The sequence below is a fragment of the Streptomyces sp. NPDC031365 genome (assembly GCF_055569765.1).
In genome coordinates, this window is the sequence record NZ_JBVIIM010000004.1 from 284845 (window position 1) to 304236 (window position 19392).

The window sequence follows — 19392 nt, forward strand, 5'->3', positions numbered from 1 at the left end:
TCACCCTTCGGCTTGCCTATAGATAACGGTGGTGCTGCCCACGACGATTCGCGAGCCGTCGCGGAGCGTAGCGCGGGTGGTGTGCTGTCCGTCCACCACGATGCCGTTGGTGGATCCGAGATCCTGGATCACCGAGGGCGTTCCGGTCCGGATCTCGCAGTGCCTACGGGAGACGCCGGGGTCGTCGATCCGCACGTCCGCTTCGGTGCTGCGGCCCATCACCAGGGTGGCGCGGGAGATCTGGTGGCGGGCGCCGTTGATCTCGATCCAGTAGCGGGTGCGTCCGCCGGACGCGGGTGCGGCGGGGGGCCGCTGGCCGCCCGTCGGCTGCGGGTAGCCGTAACCGCCGGGTCGGCCGCCGGGGGGCGGCGCGGCCGGCATGGGCGGGACACCCGCGGGGGCGGCCGGCGGATAGCCGTAGCCACCGGGACGGCCGGCCGGCGGGGCGCCGTAGCCACCGGGACGGCCGGGCGGCGGGGCGCCGCCGGGGCCCGCGGCTGAGGGCCCCCCGGCCTGGCTGGCCGAGGAGGCGAGCGTGCGGCTGCGGACCCGGTACAGGCCGGTGTCGAGGTCCTCCGCCTTCTCCAGGTGCACCTTGATGGGACCCATGAAGGTGTAGCGCTGCTGCTTGGCGTAGTCGCGCACCATACCGGCGAGCTCGTCGCCGAGCTGGCCGGAGTACGGGCTGAGGCGCTCGAAGTCCGGGGTGCTCAGTTCGACGATGAAGTCATTGGGCACGACGGTGCGGTCGCGGTTCCAGATGGTGGCGTTGTTGTCGCACTCCCGCTGGAGCGCTCCCGCGATCTCCACGGGCTGCACCTCGGACTTGAACACCTTGGCGAAGGTGCCGTTGACCAGACCTTCGAGACGCTGCTCGAACTTCTTCAGGACTCCCATGGGGCACCTCCTCCGTCGCTGCCGTCCTGTGTACTGCCCCGTGCACCGTTTTGTGCACCGCTTACCTGGTACTGCTTACTGATCGTATCCACGCGCCGCTCGATCGGCTGGTTCCCCCTGCCCGCCCGGTCGACGGGTGTCGACGCATGACGGAGTTCCCTGCGGGGCTCCTCTTCGAACTCCTTCGGCCGTGCTCGTGCGCGTCGTTCTGCCATGGATCGTAGAGGGGGCCGCAAACCAGTGTCCCGCACCCGACTGTGGACTCCGCCCGGCTTCTGGGGAGACGGGTACGACCGGTACGAGGTTGATACGTGAAGCAGTCGCCGTTGTTGCGCGGCGCGCGCCGGGGAGGGGCCGACAGAGGCGGTCGCGGGAGGCGGTCGAGGGTGGTCGTCGGCGGTCGCGGGCGGTCGTGGCCGGTCGGGCCGGGGCGGGAGAAAGGGATGTGAATCCACCCCGGCCAGCGTGCTAATGTTCTGGGTGTCGGAAGGCGCAAGGCCCCATGGGCAAGGGCTCGAAGACACACCCAATGCGCGGGTGGCGGAATAGGCAGACGCGCTGGATTCAGGTTCCAGTGCCCGCAAGGGCGTGGGGGTTCAACTCCCCCCTCGCGCACACCGTCGAACGGGCGGCATCCATCGGATGCCGCCCGTTTCGCATGCTCGGGCGAGCATGGGGCGGGGTGTCGTGTGAGGAACATCTCATGATCCATTTGGTCGCGGGGTGCCTTTATGCCCGGTTGTGGCAGGGCGCGGGGAGGCCGTGCGGAGGGTCGCGCGGAGGCACGGAGAAGGCTGTGGGGGACTGGCTCGCGGTGGTGTGCGGCGGTCGGGCCGGCGTGGACTGGCGGAGCAGGGACCGGTCCGTCGGCCGTGGCGTGCTGTTGGGGCCGTGCTGTTCGGGGCCGAGTCCGGCGGGGTCCGTGCGCGGTCCTCACGCCGCCCGCCCCGGCGCTGCGGCGTCCCGGAGATTGAGGGCTCAGGAGGGCGGCTGGAGGCCGTGTGCCGGTGGAGGACTGGGGAGAACGGCCGGAGCGGCTTGGGGGTGAGCCGGGTGGCGGGACCTGCTCGCGGGTGGTGGCCGATCGCAGGGCTGCCGGGCGGTGGAGGGTGAGCGGGGTGCTGAGAGCGGGCCGGGCGAGGCGGGTGGTGAGGCCGGCCTGCTCGTGGGTGGTGGCTGAGAGCGGGCCGGGCGGTGGGGTCTACTCGTGGGCGGTGGCTGAGAGCGGGCCGGGCGAGGCAGGTGGTGAGGCCGGCCTGCTCGCGGGCGGTGGCCGAGAGCAGGCCGGTGGAATCTACTCGCGGGCGGTGGCCGATCGCAGGGCCGGGCGGCGCAGGGTGAGCGCGGCCCGGGCGACGGCGGCGGCTGTGGCGAGGGCGGCGCAGGCCGTCGCGACCCGGGCGAGGGCCGGCCAGGGCAGGGCGAGGGGGGCGGGAGCCGACTGGAGGGTCAGGGCTGCCCACATCCCGGCCAGGTTGAGCGCGGTGACGGTCACGCCGAGGACCGTGCCGATCGCGACCGCCGTCAGGGCCTCGCCGCCCACCAGCCGCAGCACCTGCCACCGCGTGGCGCCGGCCAGCCGCAGCGCCGCGAGATCGCGCCCTTGGTCGGAGGTCGCCATGACCACGGTGTTGACCAGGGAGATGCTCGTGTAGAGCAGGGCGATGCCGAGGACGAGGAGGAGGCCGTAGCGGGTGGTGCGTGTGGTTCCGGGATATGTGGCGGAGAGCCACCGCTCCGCGGTCAGGACGGTGCCGCCCGCGGTCCCCACTGCCTGCTCCAGACCGGCGGCCACCACGCGCGCGTCCGCACCGGCCACGACGGCGACGTCGACCCGGTCCACGCGCGCGCCCCGCGCGTTGGCGGGCGTGACGTAGACGCCGTTGTCGCCGGTGCCGGTGGCCATCACCGCGGCGATCCGCAGGGTTCGCTCCGTGCCGTCCCCCAGCCACACGCGGACGCGCTGCCCGACCGTGTGCCGCTCCCACTCCTCGTTGACGATGACGGATCCGTCATCGAGGTCGGTGACCTTCCCCGCGGTGAGCGGCAAACGCGCGGTGGCCGCCAGAGCGCCGGGGTCGACGGCACGCGCCCCGGATCCGATCAGTGCCACGCCCTCCTCCAGGACGTACACCGCGCTGGGCGCACTGGCCGAGATGCGCGCGCCGGGCACCGCGCGGAGCCGGTCCAGCGTCCGGGCGTCGAACGCGCCGTCCCCGGCGGCCGTGACGACGAACGCCGCGGTGGTCCGCTCCCGGGTCTCGGCGGCCCTGGCCCGGTCCAGGGTCGCTGTGGCGCCGAGCAGCGAACCCGCGAGGGCCACCGTGGCCAGGACGGGCGCCGCGACCGCGGCCGTACGGCGCACCCCGGCGACCGTGTGCTCGCGCACCAGGAGTCCGCCCGCCCCCGGGAGCCGGGCGGGCAGCGCGGTCAGCAGTCGGGCCAGCGGGCGCACCACCAGCGGTGCGAGCAGTGCGGCGGCGGTGATCAGCAGCATGGGCCGGGTGACGTAGGTCTTGCGGTGCAGCAGGTCGCCGGGGTCGCAGAAGAGCGCGACGACGAGCGTCACCGCGGCCGCCAGCAGCAGAACCCCGCCGCACAGCCACCGCCCCGGCGTCATGGCTCCGGTGTCGGCGGACGCCTCGCGCAGCGCCTGGACGGGGCCCGTGCGCCCCGCCCGCCAGGAGGCCGCGACCACCCCGCACAGGGCGACGAGAAGTCCGGTCCAGAACGCCACGTGGTACGGCCAGGTCGCGTCGCCGATCGTGAACCAGCCGGGTGCCAGTCCCCCCTCGGCCACCCACGCGGCCAGCCGGGGTGCCGCACGCCCGCCGAGCGCGCAGCCGGCGGCCGAGGCGAGTACGCCGACCACCAGGGCCTCCAGGAACACCGTCCGCCGCAGCTGCCCCGGGGTGGCCCCCACGACGCGCAGCAGCCCGAACTCCCGGCGGCGCCGGTCGACCGCGAAGGCGAAGGTGGATGCCACCACGAACACCGAGACGAAGGCGGAGACGCCGCCGGCCGTGCCGAACAGGGCGTTCATCGCGGTCAGCGCCTCCCTGTCGCGCTCGGGACCGGCGTCGGCGAGGCGACGGTCGTCACCGGTGAGGACCCGGACGCCCTCCGCGCCGCGCACCGCACCCCGTACGGCCGCCGGGTCGGCGTCCACCACGAGCTGGAGGACGGCGGGGGACAGCTCGGCGGCGCGCGCGTCGGTGTGGAAGAGGGCGTGCTCGAAGCCGCGACCGGCCACGGTGCCCACTACCCGTACGGTGCCGTGATCCGTGCGGACCCGCTCTCCCGGCCGCGCCCAGTCACCACTGACCACGACCTCGTCGTCCGTGCGGGGGGCGCGGCCGGAATCGATCTCGTACGGGGCGAACGCGGCGGTGGACCAGGGGTGGCCGGTCAGGTCATCGGGTCCGCCCTTCGTGCGGACGGGGTAGGAGCGGTCCACGACGACGGTGCCGAGGCGGCGCAGCTTCGCCACGGTCGCGTCCGGCACCGCGCGGGAGTGCGCCAGCTTCCCGGTCCGGTCGCCGTTCGGTGTCGGGACGCGCACCGTGTCGGCGCCCTTGACCACCACGGGGGCGGCGGCGAACCGTTCCGGCCCCCGCGCGGGGGCGTCCAGCGAGGAGGCGAGGGCGAGTCCCATGACGGTGAGCAGGGCCACGCCGAGCGACAGGGCGGTGAAACTGCCCGCGAAGGTGAGCAGGCGCGCACGCACAGTGCGCAGGGCGAGGCTCAGCACGCGACGGCCTCCAGCCCGGTCATCCGCGCGGCGATGGCGTCGGCCCCCGCTCCGGCCAGTTCACCGTGGACGCGGCCGTCGACCAGGAAGACCACACGGTCCGCGCGGGAGGCGGCCACCGGGTCGTGGGTCACCATGACGACTGTCTGCCCCTCACGGTCGGCCATCTCCCGCAACAGCGCGAGCACCTCGTGCCCCGTCCGGGAGTCCAGCGCCCCGGTCGGCTCGTCGGCGAACAGCACCTCGGGGCGGGTGATCAGCGCCCTGGCCAGCGCGACGCGCTGCTGCTGACCGCCGGACAGCTGGGCGGGCCGGTGCCGGGCGCGGTCACCGAGACCGACCTGATCGAGCGCCGCGCGGATCCGGGTCCGGGGAACGCGCCGGCCGGCCAGCCGCAGCGGAAGGGCGACGTTCTGCTCGGCGGTCAGCGCCGGCAGCAGGTTGAACGCCTGGAAGACGAACCCGATCCGCTCGCGGCGCAGCAGTGTCAGCCGTCGTTCGCCGAGCCCGGTCAGCTCGGTGCCGCCCAGGGTGACCGAGCCCGAGGTCGGCCGGTCCAGTCCCGCGGCGCACTGCAGCAACGTCGACTTGCCGGAGCCGGAGGGGCCCATCACGGCGGTGAAGCTCCCGCGCGGGAAGGCGAGTGAGACCTTCTCCAGCGCGCTCACCGCGCTGCCGCCCGCCCCGTACCTCCGGCTCACGCGACGCAGGGTGATCGCGTCGCCGTCCCCGTGGTCCATGTCCCACTCCCCTGTTCGTCCCGGCCGTCGCGGGCTCACCGACGAGGGAAACGAAACCGTCCGGGAGCCGGCCCGCGCAGTGCGGCTGGGGTGAGAAGAGGGGTAGGGCCAGGCATACCCCGAGACCTCCGTCAGGGCCCATGGCCTCCGCGCGGCGCCGGCTTCTACGGTGATCCGCATGCAGCCCCGCAATCCCTGGCAGGCCATGACCCGCCCCGGCTACGTGCTGTCGGTGTGGCCGTGGCGCTCGGCCGGATATCTGCTCACCGGTGCGGTGGCCGGGGCCCTCGTGCTCGTGGGCCTCGTGGTGTCGGTGGCGGCCGGCAGTGTGCTCGCCATCGTCCTGGTGGGGCTGCCGCTGCTGCTCGGCACCGCGCTCGGGGGTCTGCCGGTGGCCCACCTGGAGCGGTGGCGGCTGCGACTGGTCGACGGCGAGCCGGCACCGGACCCGCACGTGCCGCCCTCCGCCCCCGGCCTGAGGGCTTGGCTCACCACCCGGCTGCGGGAGCGGGCCACGTGGCGGGAGCTCGGCCACGCCCTGCTGTTCGCGTGCCTGCTGTGGCCCGTCGACGTCCTCGCGTTCACGGCCGGCCTGCTCCTGCCGGCCGCGGTGGCCGCCACCCCGCTGCTGATGGCCACGGCCGGGGAGGGCCAGGAGGCGAAGGTCCTCAAGCTGTGGACGGTCACCAGCTGGCCGGCGGCGGCCGGTGTCGCCCTGCTCGGCATCCTCCTGCTCGCTCTGGGCGCCTACCTGCTGGCCATCGCGGCCGGTGCCCGCGCGGGACTGACCCGGCTGCTCCTCTTCCCGCGCGAGGTCGAACTCGACGCCCGGGTGAGCGAGCTGACCCGTTCCCGGGTGCGTTTGGTGGACGCGTTCGAGGCGGAACGACGGCGCATCGAACGCGATCTGCACGACGGGGCCCAGCAGCGTCTGGTCGCCCTGACGATGACGCTCGGGCTGGCCCGCCTGGACGTACCGCCCGGCCCGCTCGCCGACCAGCTCGCCAAGGCGCACGAGGAGTCCGGCCGGGTCCTTCAGGAACTGCGGGAACTGATCCACGGCATTCATCCCCAGGTCCTCGCCGACTACGGCCTGGCGGCCGCGGTCGGCGACGCCGCGGACCGGTCCGCCGTGCCCGTGGACGTGGAGCTGAGCCTCAGCGGCCGGCTGCCCGCGTCCGTGGAGGCCGCCGCCTACTTCGTGGTGTGCGAGGCGCTCGCCAACATCGCCCGGCACAGCGGTGCGAGCCGCGGGCGGGTGGAGGGCGAGCACCGCGACGGACGGTTGCTGCTGGAGATCCATGACGACGGGCGGGGCGGCGCACGGGCCGGGACGGGCAGCGGGCTGACCGGACTGGCCGACCGGGTGTCGGTGCTCGATGGCAGACTCGCTGTGTCCAGTCCGCCGGGTGGACCGACCCTGCTGCGTGTGGAGATCCCTTGCGTCCCCTGCTCGCCCTGACAGACGGCCGGGCGCTGCGGGTCGTGCTGGCCGAGGACAGTGTGCTGCTGCGGGAGGGCCTGACCGGTCTGCTCCAGAGGTGCGGGCACGAGGTGGTCGCCGCGGTCGGTGACGCCGAGGCGCTGATCGCCGCCGTCGGGGAGCACGACCCGGACATCGTGGTGACGGACGTCCGGATGCCGCCGGGCTTCCAGGACGAGGGCCTGCACGCGGCCGTTCGGCTGCGCGCCGAGCGGCCCACGCTGCCCGTCCTCGTCCTCAGCCAGTACGTCCAGCGCCGGTACGCCGCCGATCTGCTGGACTCGGGTGACGGCACGGGTGTGGGCTATCTGCTGAAGGACCGGGTCGGTCAGGTCGAGGATTTCGTGACCGCGCTGGGTGACGTCGCGGCCGGTGCCACGGTGGTGGACCCCGAGGTCGTACGGCAGTTGCTGCGCCGCCGCCGAGACCCGCTGCAACGGCTGTCCCCGCGGGAGCGCGAGGTGCTGGCGCTGATCGCGGAGGGCAGGTCCAACAGCGCGGTCGCGCGTGAGCTGGTGGTGTCGGAGGCGGCTGTCGGCAAGCACGTCGGCAGCATCTTCGCCAAGCTGGACCTGCCGCCCGCGGACGGGACGCACCGACGGGTGCTGGCGGTACTGGCCTACCTCAGGGCCTGATAGGACAAACCGACGGAACGGTTTTCAGGGGCCGGCCGTCATGTGTGTCCGGTACCAGGGCGCGGACCGTGCGAAGGCGGTCGCGAAGCCGTCACCCGGTGAGCAGTCCAGGTCTTTCCAGAAGCCGTCGTCCGTGAACCAGTGGTCCACGGTGAGCATGTCGAGGTGGTGCAGCGCGCGGGGGGATCCGGCGGCCCGCGCGCGGGCCGTGGCCATGTCCACGCGGGCGCCGTCGTCGGGCCGCTCCACCTGCTCGCACACGGCTGTGAGCAGCTCGGAGGCGGGCACCGGGTCCGGGTGGTTGACGTAGTGGGCGCCGGGTCCGTGGTGCGGGGACAGGGCTGCGGCGACGACCGCGCGGCCCAGGGTTTCGACGTCGATCATCGACTGGAGGGCCGAACAGCCGGTGATCGTCGCGGACAGTTCCCGCAGCAGGCCCACCAGCCCGGGGACCACCCAGCGGTCGCCCTCGCCGTGCACCAGGTGGGGGCGCAGCACCAGGCCGCCCGCGTCGAGGACATGCCGTTCGGCCGCCGCGCGGGTGCGGCTGGTGGCGGAGACGGGTGCGACCGGGGCCTCGCCGGGCCGCACGCCGTGGAAGGGGCCCCGGCCGTGGACGGCGGCCGTGCTCACATACACGATCCGGCGCACCCCGGCCCGTAGGGCCTCGTCCACCAGGGCTTCGGTGCCCAGGTCGTTGACCGTCGCGACGGCTTCCGGGGCGCCGCCCACGCGGGAGGCACAGTGGACGAGCACGTCGATGCCGGCACAACTGCCGTGCAGCGTGCGGGGGTCGGCGAGGTCGCCGGGTACGGTCTTGGTGTCCTTCGGCCCTCCCGGCGTACGGCGGGACAGCGGCCGGACGTGGATGTCGGGGTGTCTGCGGGCCGCTGCGGCGACCCGGCTGCCGATGAAGCCCGTCGCACCGGTGACCAGGAGGGTGGCGGTCACGTCAGCGACCGTACCGGGGCGGTGGGCGCGCAGGTGAGAGTGGCGGCGAAGACGGGCTCGTCGTCCTGCCGTCCCGACACCCGTACGGTCACCTCGTCCTCACTCTTCTTCAGTACGTCGGCGTGCACCCAGCAAGGGCTGCCCAGTTCGGCGTAGCGGCTGAAGGAGACGGACAGTTCGGACGGCAGGAAGGGCAGTCGGCCCGATGCCGCGGTCGCCGCCTGGCGGGCGGCCTCGAACAGGACCATCCCGGGGACGTGGTCGTTGGGCCGGGGGAAGAGCACCGGGTGTGAGGTGTCGACGCGCAGGAGCCAGGTGCCGGGCCGGTCGGCGGGGGCGAGGACGACGTCCTCCGAGCGGTGACGGCCCACCTGTTCGGGCGGAACCGGGGCCGGCAGCGGTATTCGTCCGTGTCTCGCGGCCAACTGGCGCGCTCGCAGGCGGCGGTAGGCGGCCGGTGAGGTGCATCCCGTGCTGCCGGTGCCGCGGGCGACGAGCAGGCCCGCGCGGTGGAACTCCATGGTCGTGCGCATACCGTTCAGGCCGCGGCCCCGCCGGCGGACCTCGGAGCAGACGACGTCGACGGTGACCGGTTCGGCGGCGTCGGCGAGCAGTAACGCGGCGGGGTCGGTGGAGATCTCCAGGTCGTGCATGACGAAGTGGGTGTCGGCCGGGGCGCCGAACTCGGCGTGCGCCAGGACCATCGAGGTCTGGCGCAACGTTTCGCCGACGATCATCGGATCCTGGTGGCGGCCGTCGAGAGGGCCGAAGAAGGGGTGTCCGGCGGGCCAGTCGGCGGTGACGCGGAAGTGTTCGTCCGAGAGCCGGATCCATCCCACTGGGAAGACGTCGGCCGCGCGGGGACGGTGGGCGAGTTCCGGTGTGACCAGGGTGCCGGGGACGGGCCGCCCCGGCGCGTTGGCGAGTGAGGCCCGCTGTCCGGTCTCATCCTCCAAGGGTGCGCTCAAGTAATCCGGCTGCGGCATGAGGAACCCCCGGGATCGGCAATCTGGCTCCGGTCGGTTCACCCTAAGATACGGACGAGACGGTTTTTTCCAAGGGTGATCCACATCGCCGGATTGGCGCTCACGCGCCCCGCAGCGCGGCAGGCCGCGGCGCGGCTTTACCCCGGCGGCACGGTGACTGCACGGTGCGACCCACGAGATCCACCAGGATCCACGCAGATCAGGAGGCACCCGATGGCGCGACAGGAGCGCGCGATCCGCACCCGGCGGATCATTCTGGAGGCGGCGGCCGCCGTGTTCGACGAACGCGGATACACCTTGGCGACCATCGGGGAGATCCTGGAGCGGGCCGGGGTCACCAAGGGCGCGCTGTACTTCCACTTCGGTTCCAAGGAGGAGCTGGCGCTCGGGGTGTTCGAGGAGCAGTTGGCGATCTCCCTGCCGCCCCAGTCGAGCAAGCTGCAGGAGCTGGTCGACTCCGGTCTGGTGCTGGCCATGCGGCTGCGGACGGAGCCGCTGGTGCGGGCGAGCGTCGGACTGGCACTGGACCAGGGTGCGCTGGGCCTGGACCGCACCCCGGCGTTCGGCATGTGGATCGACCAGACCACCCGGACGCTGGCCGAGGCGAAGACGGGTGGCGAGCTGCTGCCGCACGTGGATACGACGGAGACGGCGGAACTGCTGGTCGCGAGCTTCTCCGGGGTGCAGCTGCTGTCGCAGCTGCGCTGCCAGCGACAGGACCTGGAGCACCGGGTCGTCGTGCTGTTCCACCACATGCTGCCCGGCATCGCGGTTCCCGCGGTGCTGGCCCGGCTGGACATCTCCCAGGATCGTGCCGGGCGGCTGCTCGCCGAGGGACGACTCCAGCCGGTGGCGGGGAACGTGGCGGAGGCCGGGTAGGCACCGGAGGGGGGCAGCCCGGTTGTCCACAGGACGGGGGCGGGGCGGGCTGCTTGTCCACAGGGGGAGAGTTGTCCACAGGGGCCTGACGCTTTTCGGCCACCGGTTGTACGGTCTGCACGTTCGATGTCGACGCGTGTGTACGGCACGCACAGGTACGGGGGAGGCGGTTGCCGTGACGGAGCTCGTTGCCGGGGTGGCCGGGACCGAAGGTGTCGCCGGGGCGGCGGAGGCCGGCCCGGCCGGCGGCGCGGACCCGATGCGGCGGCTGCCGCGGGTGCCCGGGTTCGCCGAGTGGCCGGCCGCGGGCACGCCCAAGCAGGAGGGCCGGGCGCTGCGCGCGGAGGTGCCGCGCGGCGCACACGCCACCCTCGACCCGGACGCCTCCCGCCCCGACGCGGTCGGCGCCGTCGAGGAGTCCAGCCGCGGCAGACTGCCGGAACTGGCCCCGATCCGGGTGGGCAGGATGGCGGCGACACCGTTCGCCTTCCTGCGCGGATCGGCCGGTCTGATGGCGTACGACCTGGCCCGCACGCCCATGACCCGGATCGGCGCCCAGATCTGCGGTGACGCCCACGCGGCGAACTTCGGCCTCTACGGGGACGCACGCGGCGGACTGGTCATCGACCTGAACGACTTCGACGAGACCGTGCGCGGCCCCTGGGAGTGGGACCTCAAGCGGCTCGCCGCCTCGCTGGTGCTCGCCGGGCGGGAGGCAGGCGCGGACGAGGACATCTGCCGCGCGGCGGCCCACGACGCCGTCGGCGCCTACCGGCGCACCATGCGGCTGCTGGCCAGACTGCCGGCGCTCGACGCGTGGAACGCCATCGCGGACGAGGAACTCGTCTCGCACACCGACGCCCACGATCTGCTGGGCACGCTGGAGCGGGTCTCGGAGAAGGCCCGCGCGAACACCAGCGGCCGGTTCGCGGCCAGGTCCACCGAGCCGACCGGGGACGGCGGACGCCGCTTCGTCGACGCGCCGCCGGTGCTGCGCCGGATACCGGACGCCGAGGCCGCCCGGGTGGCAGCCTCCCTCGAGGAGTACCTGGGCACGCTCCCGCCGGACCGCCACCCGCTGCTCGCCCGGCACGCGGTGCACGACGTGGCGTTCCGCGTCGTCGGCACCGGCAGCGTGGGCACCCGCTCGTATGTCGTGCTGCTCCTGGACCACCGGGGCGAGCCGCTGGTCCTCCAGGTGAAGGAGGCCCGCCCCTCGGCGCTCGTACCGCATCTGGCGACGGCCGGCTTCGACGCCCCCGAGGCCGGGCACGAGGGCCGGCGCGTGGTCCACGGCCAGAAGCGGATGCAGGTCATAAGCGACAGCCTGCTGGGCTGGACGACGGTCGACGGCCGCCCCTTCCAGGTGCGTCAGTTCCGCAACCGCAAGGGCAGCGTCGACCCGGCGGCGCTGGCCGCCGACCAGGTCGACGACTACGCCCGGATGACCGGAGCCCTGCTGGCCCGCGCCCACTCGCACAGTGCCGACCCCCGTCTGATCGCCGGCTACTGCGGCAAGAACGACGAGCTGGACGAGGCTGTGGCCACCTTCGCCGTCTCCTACGCCGACCGCACGGAGGCGGATCACACGGATCTGGTGAGGGCGGTGCGGTCGGGACGGATCGCGGCGGAGACCGGGGTGTGAGCGGGCGTCCCGGGCAGGCGCGCACGGCCGGCCGGGCAGTGCGCCACCGGAGCGGGCGTGACGTCCGGCCGGGTGGCCTACGCTGTCCGGGTGACGACCTCGGAAGGTGAGCAGGGTGGCGGCGGCGCGGAGCGGACGCCCGGTGGCGGTGACGCGGCGCGGCCCGAGGACCGGCTGGAGCAGGCCGTACGGGCGGCCGAGCAGGCGCTGATCGAGTTCGAGATCGCCGTGGAGACCTTCCGCGTCGAGGTCGAGAACTTCTCCCGGCTGCACGAACGGAAGCTCGGCCCGGTGTACGCCCGCCTCGAGGAGCTGGACGCCCGGATCCTGGAGGCGAAGGCGTCCCGCAGCGACGACCCCGATGACCGGCGCCTGGCCGACGAGGCGCGTGCCCGGCTCATGCCGATCCCCGGCGTCGAGGAGCTGATGAACGGCTGGATGGACGGGGACGGTCTGTTCCCCGAGGCCACCGCCATGCTCACGGACCAGCCGGTGCGGCCTCCGCAGCGGGTGCGGCCCAGCGAGGAGGCCCGCAAGCTCTACCGCGACCTCGCCCGCAAGGCCCACCCGGACCTGGCGCAGGAGGACGAGGAACGTGCCCGCCGCGAGGAATTCATCACCCGCGTCAACGCCGCCTACGCCCGCGGCAGCGAGGCGGAGCTGCGGGAACTCGCCGAGGAGTGGGCCGCCGGCCCGGAGCTGAAGCGCGTGCCGAGCGCCGGTGAGGAGCTCTACGCCCGCCTCGAATGGCTCTCCCGGCGCAAGGAACTGCTCACGCTGGTCGCCAAGGAGCTCGAGGAGAGCGCCATCGGCTCGATGCTCCGCCTCGCCCCGGACGACCCCGACCGGCTGCTCGAGGAGATCGCCGGTCAGCTTCAGGCACAGGTGACCGAGCGCGAGGCCGAGCTGGCCGCTCTGCTGGCCTGAGCTCGCGTCCGCCGGGTCGGGTAGCGTCGTGGGCATGAGTTTTGGAGCTGGTGTGCCCACGGTCCAGGTCGCGGACCTCAAGGACGGCGACTTCCTGCTGGACGTCCGGGAGGACGACGAGTGGAAGGCCGGTCACGCCGAAGGGGCGCTGCACATCCCCATCAGCGAGTTCGTGGCCCGCTACGGGGAGCTGACCGGGGCCGCCCCGCAGGACGGCCGCGTCCATGTGATCTGCCGCTCCGGGGGGCGGTCGGCCCAGGTCACGATGTACCTGGCGCAGCAGGGTATCGACGCCGTGAATGTGCAGGGCGGCATGCAGGTGTGGGAGTCCGCCGGCCGCCCGGTCGTCACCGACGACGGAGAGCCGGGGCACGTCCTCTAGCGGGCCGGGGCCGCGGGCTCCTACCGGTCGAAGTCCAGTTCCACCCTCTCCGTCACCGGATGCGACTGGCAGGCCAGGACGTAGCCCGCTTCCGTCTCCTCCGATTCCAGTGCGAAGTTGCGGTCCATCCGCACCTCGCCCGTGACGAGGAAGGCGCGGCAGGTGCCGCACACCCCGCCCTTGCAGGCGTAGGGCGCGTCGGGCCGGTTGCGCAGCACCGTGTCCAGCAGGGACTCGCCGGCCCGGACGGGCCAGGTGCCGCCGCGCCCGTCGAGCCGGGCGGTGACCGTGCTGTGCGCGGGGGCGGGCGTCGTGGAGACGGTCGCCGTACCGGCGTCCACGTGGAAGACCTCCTGGTGGACGCGGGAGCGGGCGACCCCCAGTCCGCGCAGCGCCCGCTCGGCGCCTTCGACCAGTCCGTACGGCCCGCACAGGAACCAGCCGTCCACCTGTTCCACCGGCAGCAGCGCCGGCAGCAGCCCGGTCAGCCGCTCCTGGTCCAGCCGTCCGGACGGCAGTCCCGCCTGCTGCTCCTCACGGGAGAGCACCGTCACCAGCTGGAACCGCTCGGGGTAGCGGTCCTTCAGGTCGGCGACCTCCTCCAGGAACATGGTGGAAGCGGTCGTCCGGTCGCTGCGGATCAGGCAGAACCTGGCCTTCGGTTCGCGGGCGAGGAGGGTCGAGACGATCGACAGCACCGGGGTGATACCGCTGCCACCGACGACCGCCGCGTACCTGCCGGGCGCGGGAGGAAGCGTGAAGCGGCCGGCCGGGGTCATCACCTCCAGCTCGTCGCCGAGGCCGATCTCCTTGAGCGCGAACGTGGAGAAGGCGCCGCCCTCGACCAGCCGCACACCGACCCGGAGGGTGCTCGGCGCCTCGCCGTTGGGGGCGGGGGAGCAGATGGAGTAGGTGCGCCGTATCTCCCGTCCGTCGGCGGTGCGCCGCAGGGCCAGATGCTGGCCGGGGGCGTACCGGTACTCCTCGCGCAGGTGTGCGGGGACGGCGAGGGTGAGGGCGACGGAGTCGTCGGTGAGCCGGTCGACCGCGGCCACCCGGAGCCGGTGGAAGCGGGCCATCACAACTCCTTGAAGTGGTCGAACGGTTCACGGCAGGCGAGACACCGGCGCAGCGCCTTGCACGCGGTGGACGAGAAACGGCTGAGCAGTTCGGTCTCGGCGGACCCGCAGTGCGGACAGTGGACGGGGGCCGGTCCTTCGTCCGGCCGGGTGGTGCGGGTCGCCCCGAGCTCCACCCGCACCGGGCCGGAGGAGGCCGCCCGCACGCGGGGCGGGGCGATGCCGAACTCCCGCAGTTTGCGCCGCCCTTCGTCCGTGATGTCGTCGGTCGACCAGGCGGGCGCGAGCACCGTGCGCACGGTGACCTCGCGCACCCCGTGCTCGCGCAGCACCCGCTCTATGTCGAGGCTCATCGCCTCGATGGCCGGGCAGCCGGTGTAGGTCGGGGTCAGTTCGACCTCGACGGATTCCGCCCCGCGCAGGTGCACCGCGCGCACCACGCCGAGCTCGCGCAGGGTCAGCACCGGGAGTTCGGGGTCGGGCACCGATCCCGCGAGCTCCAGGAGTTCCGCCTCCAGCGGGGTGGTGGTCACCATGCCGCCCCCGGGTGGCTGCGGTGCAGGTGCTGCATTTCGGCGAGCATCCGGCCGAAGGGTTCGGTGTGCAGGCCCTGACGGCCCGCACCGGCCGCCCATGCTCCCGTGCGTGGGCCCTCGGGAAGCGTGAGCGTGGACCGGCGCAGCACCTCGCCGGTCCACTCCAGCCAGGCCGCCTCGAGACCGGTCCAGTCGACGTCGACGCCCTCGACCGGCTGGAACATCTCGCCGGTGTAGCGCCATAGGGCGTCCACGGCCCGCTGCATCCGCGCACGGCTCTCGTCCGTGCCGTCACCGAGGCGCAGGGTCCACTGCTCGGCGTGGTCGCGGTGGTAGGCGGTCTCCTTGACGGCTTTCCCGGCCAGCGGCGCGAACGGACCGTCACCCGCGGCCAGTTCTCCGTACAGGAGGAACTGGTGGGCGGAGAAGAACAGCTGTCGGGCAATGGTGTGGGCGAAGTCGCCGTTGGGCTGTTCCACCAGCTGGAGGTTGCGGAAGGCCCGCTCCTCGCGCAGATAGGCGAGTTCGTCCTCGTCGCCGACCATCGACAGCAGGACCCGGGCCTGGCCCAGCAGGTCCAGGGCGATGTTGGCGAGGGCGACCTCCTCCTCCAGCACGGGGGCGTGGCCGGCCCACTCGCCCAGGCGGTGGGAGAGCACCAGGGCGTCGTCTCCGAGGGCGAGCGCGGCGGCCGTGGCGGCGGTGGTCCCGGCGGGTGTCGTCGTCACAGGTGCTGCACCCCCTCGGGGATCTCGTAGAACGTCGGGTGCCGGTAGGGCTTGTCGGCGGCCGGTTCGAAGAACGGGTCCTTCTCGTCGGGAGAGGAGGCGGTGATCGCGGTCGACGGAACGACCCAGATCGAGACGCCCTCGCCGCGCCGGGTGTACAGATCGCGGGCGTTGCGCAGGGCGAGCTCCGCGTCCGGCGCGTGCAGGCTGCCGGCGTGGGTGTGGGACAGTCCCCGGCGCGAGCGCACGAAGACCTCCCACAGGGGCCAGTCGGTGTGGGTCATGCTCGCGTCGCTCCTGTCTCGCCGTTCATGTGCTTGGCCGCGTGGGCCGCTGCCGCGTCCCTGACCCAGGCGCCCTCCTCGTGGGCCCGCCTGCGCCGGGTCAGGCGCTCTTCGTTGCACGGGCCGTTGCCCTTGAGGACCTCCCAGAACTCCGCCCAGTCGATGGCGCCGAAGTCGTGGTGCCCGCGCTCCTCGTTCCACTTCAGGTCCGGGTCGGGGAGGGTGAGACCGAGGGACTCGGCCTGGGGAACGCAGATGTCGACGAAGCGCTGGCGCAGCTCGTCGTTGGAGTGGCGCTTGATCTTCCAGGCCATCGACTGCGCGGAGTGCTGCGACTCGTCATCGGGCGGGCCGAACATCATCAGTGACGGCCACCACCAGCGGTCCACCGCGTCCTGTGCCATCGCGTGCTGCTCCGTGGTGCCCTTGCTGAGGGCCAGCAGCAGCTCGTAGCCCTGGCGCTGGTGGAAGGACTCCTCCTTGCAGACGCGGACCATGGCGCGCGCGTACGGTCCGTAGGAGCAGCGGCACAGGGGTACCTGGTTGGTGATCGCCGCGCCGTCCACGAGCCAGCCGATCGCGCCGACGTCCGCCCAGGTCAGCGTGGGGTAGTTGAAGATCGAGGAGTACTTCTGGCGGCCGGAGTGCAGCTTGTCGAGCAGTTCTTCGCGGCTGGTGCCGAGCGTTTCGGCGGCGCTGTAGAGGTACAGGCCGTGCCCGGCCTCGTCCTGCACCTTGGCCATCAGGATCGCCTTGCGGCGCAGCGAGGGCGCGCGCGTGATCCAGTTGGCCTCCGGCTGCATGCCGATGATCTCGGAGTGCGCGTGCTGTGCGATCTGCCGGACCAGCGTGGCTCGGTAGGCGTCCGGCATCCAGTCGCGCGGCTCGATCCGCTCGTCGGCGGCGACGGCCGCGTCGAAGGCGTGCTCGCGGCCGGCGGTGTCGTCCGCGCCCGCCATCACGTCGTACGCCCGGCTGCCCGCCGTATCGCGGGCGGCTGCTGTCGCCATGAGGTCCCCCTCGACCTGGATTTCCGGAGCACGCTCCCGACCGATCGTTCGGTTCGTGCGATTCCATGGTGAGACGGGCACCGCGAGGTGTCAACCGCTGTGGATAACCTGCGGGTGCCGCTGTGGACCACGGTGCTCGGCCCGCGCATGTGGTGACGGCCACAGCGGGAGTCCAGGGGGACTGTGCCCGGGCGTCCGGTGGTGAGTACCGTTCCGTGCGACGCGGCGGAGCGGTCGTGCGGGGCGGGACGAATCCCCGCGGCCGGGGTGAAGCGGCGACGGACCGGGATCGGTGGATCGGGGCGGAATGAACGCGTACGACAAGGGCTCGGACGCCCGGCACGGGCCTGCAGGGCAGGGCAGCGGGCCGGACCCGAGTCCCGCCCCGCCCGTGTACCCGGCCGGCCCGCCCGTGCCCGGGGTCCCGCCGGTCGGCCCCGTCCACCCGGCGGCGTACGGCCCGCCCCCACCGCACTCCCCCGACCCCGGCCCCGATTCCGGCCCCGGTCCCGTCCCGGGGCACGGCCCCGCCCCCATGACGGGCCCGCCCGTCATGGGGGCGGGCCCGCCCGCCGAACCCCGTACCGGCGTGGCCGCCCTCTCTCTGCGCTACCGGATCGGCGCCGCGCTCGCGCTCGCGGGCGTCGCCGTGGGGGTGTGTGTCCACCTCGGCATGATGTTCCTGCACGTCGCGCCTTCGAACACGGTCAGCAAGCAGCACGGCGAGACGATCCAGAACTGGGTCTACCCGGAGTTCGAGCAGAACTGGAAGCTGTTCGCGCCGAACCCCCTGCAGCAGAACGTCGCCGTCCAGGTGCGTGCCGAGATCCGTACGGCGGACGGGACGTCACGGACCACCGGCTGGTACGACCTGTCCGCGCAGGACGGCCGGGCCATCGAAGGCAACCCGCTGCCCAGCCACACCCAGCAGAACGAACTGCGTCGCGCCTGGGACTTCTTCGTCTCGACGCACGACGACGAGAACCGGCCGGTGGGTTTGCGCGGGGCACTCTCCGAGGCGTATCTGCGCCGCATCATGGCGATGCGCCTCGACCGCGCGGGCGCGGCCGGTGCGGACGGTGTCGTCGACCGCGTCCAGGTCCGCTCGCGCACCACCAACGTGCCGCCGCCGGACTGGAGCGACGAGAAGATCTCCACCACGCCCGTGTACCGCACCCTGCCCTGGTGGTCACTGCGCGAGGACGAGACCCGGGGAGGTGTCGGGTGAACCGCTTCTCGCCGGTCCTCTCCCGGGTGATCGCCCGGGGCACCGACTCCGCGCTCGGCCCGCACCAGACCGCCGTGATCCGCATCGGCTTCAGCCTGACCTGGCTGCTGTTCCTGCTGCGCGAGTTCCCGCACCGCCAGGAGCTGTACGGCCCCGACGGGCCCTGGGACTTCGGCCTCGCCGAGCAGCTGGTCGGGACGAACGGCGCCTTCACCGTGCTGCTGTGGTCCGACAGCCAGATCTGGTTCGAGGCGGTCTACACGCTGGCCGCGCTGTGGAGCCTCCTGCTGCTGCTGGGCTGGCGCACCCGCACCATGTCGGTGCTGTTCATGGTGGGGGTGCTGGGGCTGCAGAACCGCAGCGTGTTCATGGGGGACGGCGGCGACAACGTCCTGCACCTGATGGCCGTCTACCTGGTCTTCACCCGCTGCGGCCAGGTCTGGTCACTGGACGCGTGGCGGACGCGCCGCGCGGCCGAGGCCGGCGCGCGGGGGGAGCGACCACGTGACCGGGTCGGCCCGGCCCTGTGGAGCGTGCTGGGTTTCCTGCTGCTCCTGGCCACACTGGCGGGACGGATGGACGGGGACTGGTTCATACCGGCGCTGCTGTGGGCCGTTTGGCTCGCGCAGGCGCTGTGGTGGCTGGTCGGACGTCGCGCGAGGACCGCCCAGCCGCGGATCCTGCTGGACGTCGTCGCGAACACCGTGCACAACGGCGCGCTGCTGGTGATCATGGCGGAGGCGTGCCTGATCTACGCCACGGCCGGCTGGTACAAGGTGCAGGGCTCCCGCTGGCAGGACGGCACCGCCGTCCACTACCCGCTCCACCTGGAGTACTTCTCCCCCTGGCCGGCCCTCGCGGACCTGCTGACGGCCAGCGGGGGCCTGGTGATGCTGGTGACCTATGCGACGGTCGCCGTACAGGTCGCCTTCCCGTTCACCCTGTTCAACCGGCGGGTCAAGAACGTCCTGCTGAGTTTCATGATCCTTGAGCACGCGGTGATCGCCGTCGCGCTCGGGCTGCCCTTCTTCTCCCTGGCGATGATCGCGGCCGACGCGGTCTTCCTGCCGACGTCCTTCCTGCGCCGTCTGGGCAACCTGGCGGCACGCGTGCGTGGGAGGCTGCGCCCGCGCGGGGGCCGGGCACCGGTTCCGGGACCGCGGTCCCCGGCCGACCCGCCCGTCGGCGGGATCCCCGCTCCGCTGGAGGCGGCTCCGGCAGCCGGTGGGGCGCCGGGCCCGCGCACGTAGG

General features: G+C 73.1%; 18 protein-coding genes and 1 tRNA gene. 9 read left to right on the plus strand and 10 right to left on the minus strand.

Going from position 1 to position 19392, the window contains the following annotated elements; genetic code table 11:
- A complete protein-coding gene (locus tag ACZ5C2_RS09230; RefSeq protein ID WP_468788245.1) occupies positions 1–897 on the minus strand; it encodes an FhaA domain-containing protein in 897 nt (298 codons plus the stop codon).
- A gap of 531 nt (positions 898–1428) precedes the next feature.
- Between ACZ5C2_RS09230 and ACZ5C2_RS09235 the strand changes: the two genes are divergently transcribed.
- Positions 1429–1512, plus strand: a tRNA-Leu gene (locus tag ACZ5C2_RS09235).
- A gap of 679 nt (positions 1513–2191) precedes the next feature.
- Here ACZ5C2_RS09235 and ACZ5C2_RS09240 read toward each other — a convergent pair.
- Together ACZ5C2_RS09240 and ACZ5C2_RS09245 are read right to left on the minus strand one after the other, a co-directional pair.
- On the minus strand, positions 2192–4648 hold the full coding sequence (locus ACZ5C2_RS09240) for an ABC transporter permease (RefSeq protein WP_468788247.1): 2457 nt from the start codon (positions 4646–4648) through the stop codon (positions 2192–2194).
- Entirely contained in the window at positions 4642–5388 is a 747-nt protein-coding gene (locus ACZ5C2_RS09245; RefSeq protein ID WP_468788249.1) for an ABC transporter ATP-binding protein, read from the minus strand. Before ACZ5C2_RS09245 ends, ACZ5C2_RS09240 begins: the two co-directional genes overlap by 7 nt.
- Positions 5389–5566: 178 nt before the next feature.
- Here ACZ5C2_RS09245 and ACZ5C2_RS09250 point away from each other — a divergent pair, with 178 nt between their 5' ends.
- Positions 5567–6850: a sensor histidine kinase gene (locus ACZ5C2_RS09250; RefSeq protein ID WP_468788251.1), complete on the plus strand. Its 1284-nt coding sequence runs from the start codon at positions 5567–5569 to the stop codon at positions 6848–6850.
- Positions 6851–6873: 23 nt separating this feature from the next.
- Positions 6874–7506 (plus strand): response regulator, encoded by a 633-nt coding sequence (locus ACZ5C2_RS09255; RefSeq protein ID WP_468788552.1) that lies wholly within the window; start codon positions 6874–6876, stop codon positions 7504–7506.
- Between the two features lie 24 nt (positions 7507–7530).
- On the opposite strand, the gene ACZ5C2_RS09260 is transcribed toward ACZ5C2_RS09255, so the two are convergent.
- Positions 7531–8457, minus strand: coding sequence for an NAD-dependent epimerase/dehydratase family protein (locus ACZ5C2_RS09260; protein ID WP_468788253.1), 927 nt, complete (start codon positions 8455–8457; stop codon positions 7531–7533).
- The gene (locus ACZ5C2_RS09265) at positions 8454–9413 is read right to left on the minus strand and encodes a ScbA/BarX family gamma-butyrolactone biosynthesis protein (protein WP_468788255.1); all 960 of its coding nucleotides are present in this window, start codon (positions 9411–9413) and stop codon (positions 8454–8456) included. Before ACZ5C2_RS09265 ends, ACZ5C2_RS09260 begins: the two co-directional genes overlap by 4 nt.
- A gap of 243 nt (positions 9414–9656) precedes the next feature.
- Between ACZ5C2_RS09265 and ACZ5C2_RS09270 the strand changes: the two genes are divergently transcribed.
- The 4 genes from ACZ5C2_RS09270 (at position 9657) to ACZ5C2_RS09285 (ending at position 13276) form a co-directional block, all read left to right on the plus strand.
- A complete protein-coding gene (locus ACZ5C2_RS09270; RefSeq protein ID WP_468788257.1) occupies positions 9657–10322 on the plus strand; it encodes a ScbR family autoregulator-binding transcription factor in 666 nt (221 codons plus the stop codon).
- A 259-nt stretch (positions 10323–10581) separates the two neighbouring features.
- Positions 10582–11967: a DUF2252 domain-containing protein gene (locus ACZ5C2_RS09275; RefSeq protein ID WP_468788554.1), complete on the plus strand. Its 1386-nt coding sequence runs from the start codon at positions 10582–10584 to the stop codon at positions 11965–11967.
- Between the two features lie 90 nt (positions 11968–12057).
- Positions 12058–12894: a hypothetical protein gene (locus tag ACZ5C2_RS09280; protein WP_468788259.1), complete on the plus strand. Its 837-nt coding sequence runs from the start codon at positions 12058–12060 to the stop codon at positions 12892–12894.
- Between the two features lie 52 nt (positions 12895–12946).
- The gene (locus ACZ5C2_RS09285) at positions 12947–13276 is read left to right on the plus strand and encodes a rhodanese-like domain-containing protein (protein WP_468788556.1); all 330 of its coding nucleotides are present in this window, start codon (positions 12947–12949) and stop codon (positions 13274–13276) included.
- Between the two features lie 20 nt (positions 13277–13296).
- Here ACZ5C2_RS09285 and paaE read toward each other — a convergent pair whose 3' ends face one another.
- From paaE to paaA, 5 genes are read right to left on the minus strand one after another with little or no spacing between them, the layout of a single operon-like run.
- Positions 13297–14355, minus strand: a complete 1059-nt coding sequence (gene paaE, locus ACZ5C2_RS09290; protein WP_468788261.1) for a 1,2-phenylacetyl-CoA epoxidase subunit PaaE — start codon at positions 14353–14355, stop codon at positions 13297–13299.
- Positions 14355–14891, minus strand: a complete 537-nt coding sequence (gene paaD, locus ACZ5C2_RS09295) for a 1,2-phenylacetyl-CoA epoxidase subunit PaaD (protein ID WP_468788263.1) — start codon at positions 14889–14891, stop codon at positions 14355–14357. The genes paaE and paaD overlap by 1 nt, the downstream gene beginning before the upstream one ends.
- Complete coding sequence (paaC, locus tag ACZ5C2_RS09300; RefSeq protein ID WP_468788265.1) at positions 14885–15619, minus strand: 1,2-phenylacetyl-CoA epoxidase subunit PaaC; 735 nt, start codon at positions 15617–15619, stop codon at positions 14885–14887. Before paaC ends, paaD begins: the two co-directional genes overlap by 7 nt.
- Complete coding sequence (paaB, locus tag ACZ5C2_RS09305; RefSeq protein ID WP_184819245.1) at positions 15616–15903, minus strand: 1,2-phenylacetyl-CoA epoxidase subunit PaaB; 288 nt, start codon at positions 15901–15903, stop codon at positions 15616–15618. The genes paaC and paaB overlap by 4 nt, the downstream gene beginning before the upstream one ends.
- Positions 15900–16913 (minus strand): 1,2-phenylacetyl-CoA epoxidase subunit PaaA, encoded by a 1014-nt coding sequence (gene paaA, locus ACZ5C2_RS09310; RefSeq protein ID WP_468788267.1) that lies wholly within the window; start codon positions 16911–16913, stop codon positions 15900–15902. The genes paaB and paaA overlap by 4 nt, the downstream gene beginning before the upstream one ends.
- 307 nt (positions 16914–17220) lie before the next feature.
- Here paaA and ACZ5C2_RS09315 point away from each other — a divergent pair, with 307 nt between their 5' ends.
- The gene (locus ACZ5C2_RS09315) at positions 17221–18141 is read left to right on the plus strand and encodes a DUF5819 family protein (RefSeq protein ID WP_468788269.1); all 921 of its coding nucleotides are present in this window, start codon (positions 17221–17223) and stop codon (positions 18139–18141) included.
- Positions 18138–19391, plus strand: coding sequence for an HTTM domain-containing protein (locus ACZ5C2_RS09320; protein WP_468788271.1), 1254 nt, complete (start codon positions 18138–18140; stop codon positions 19389–19391). Before ACZ5C2_RS09315 ends, ACZ5C2_RS09320 begins: the two co-directional genes overlap by 4 nt.
- Position 19392 lies beyond the last annotated feature (1 nt).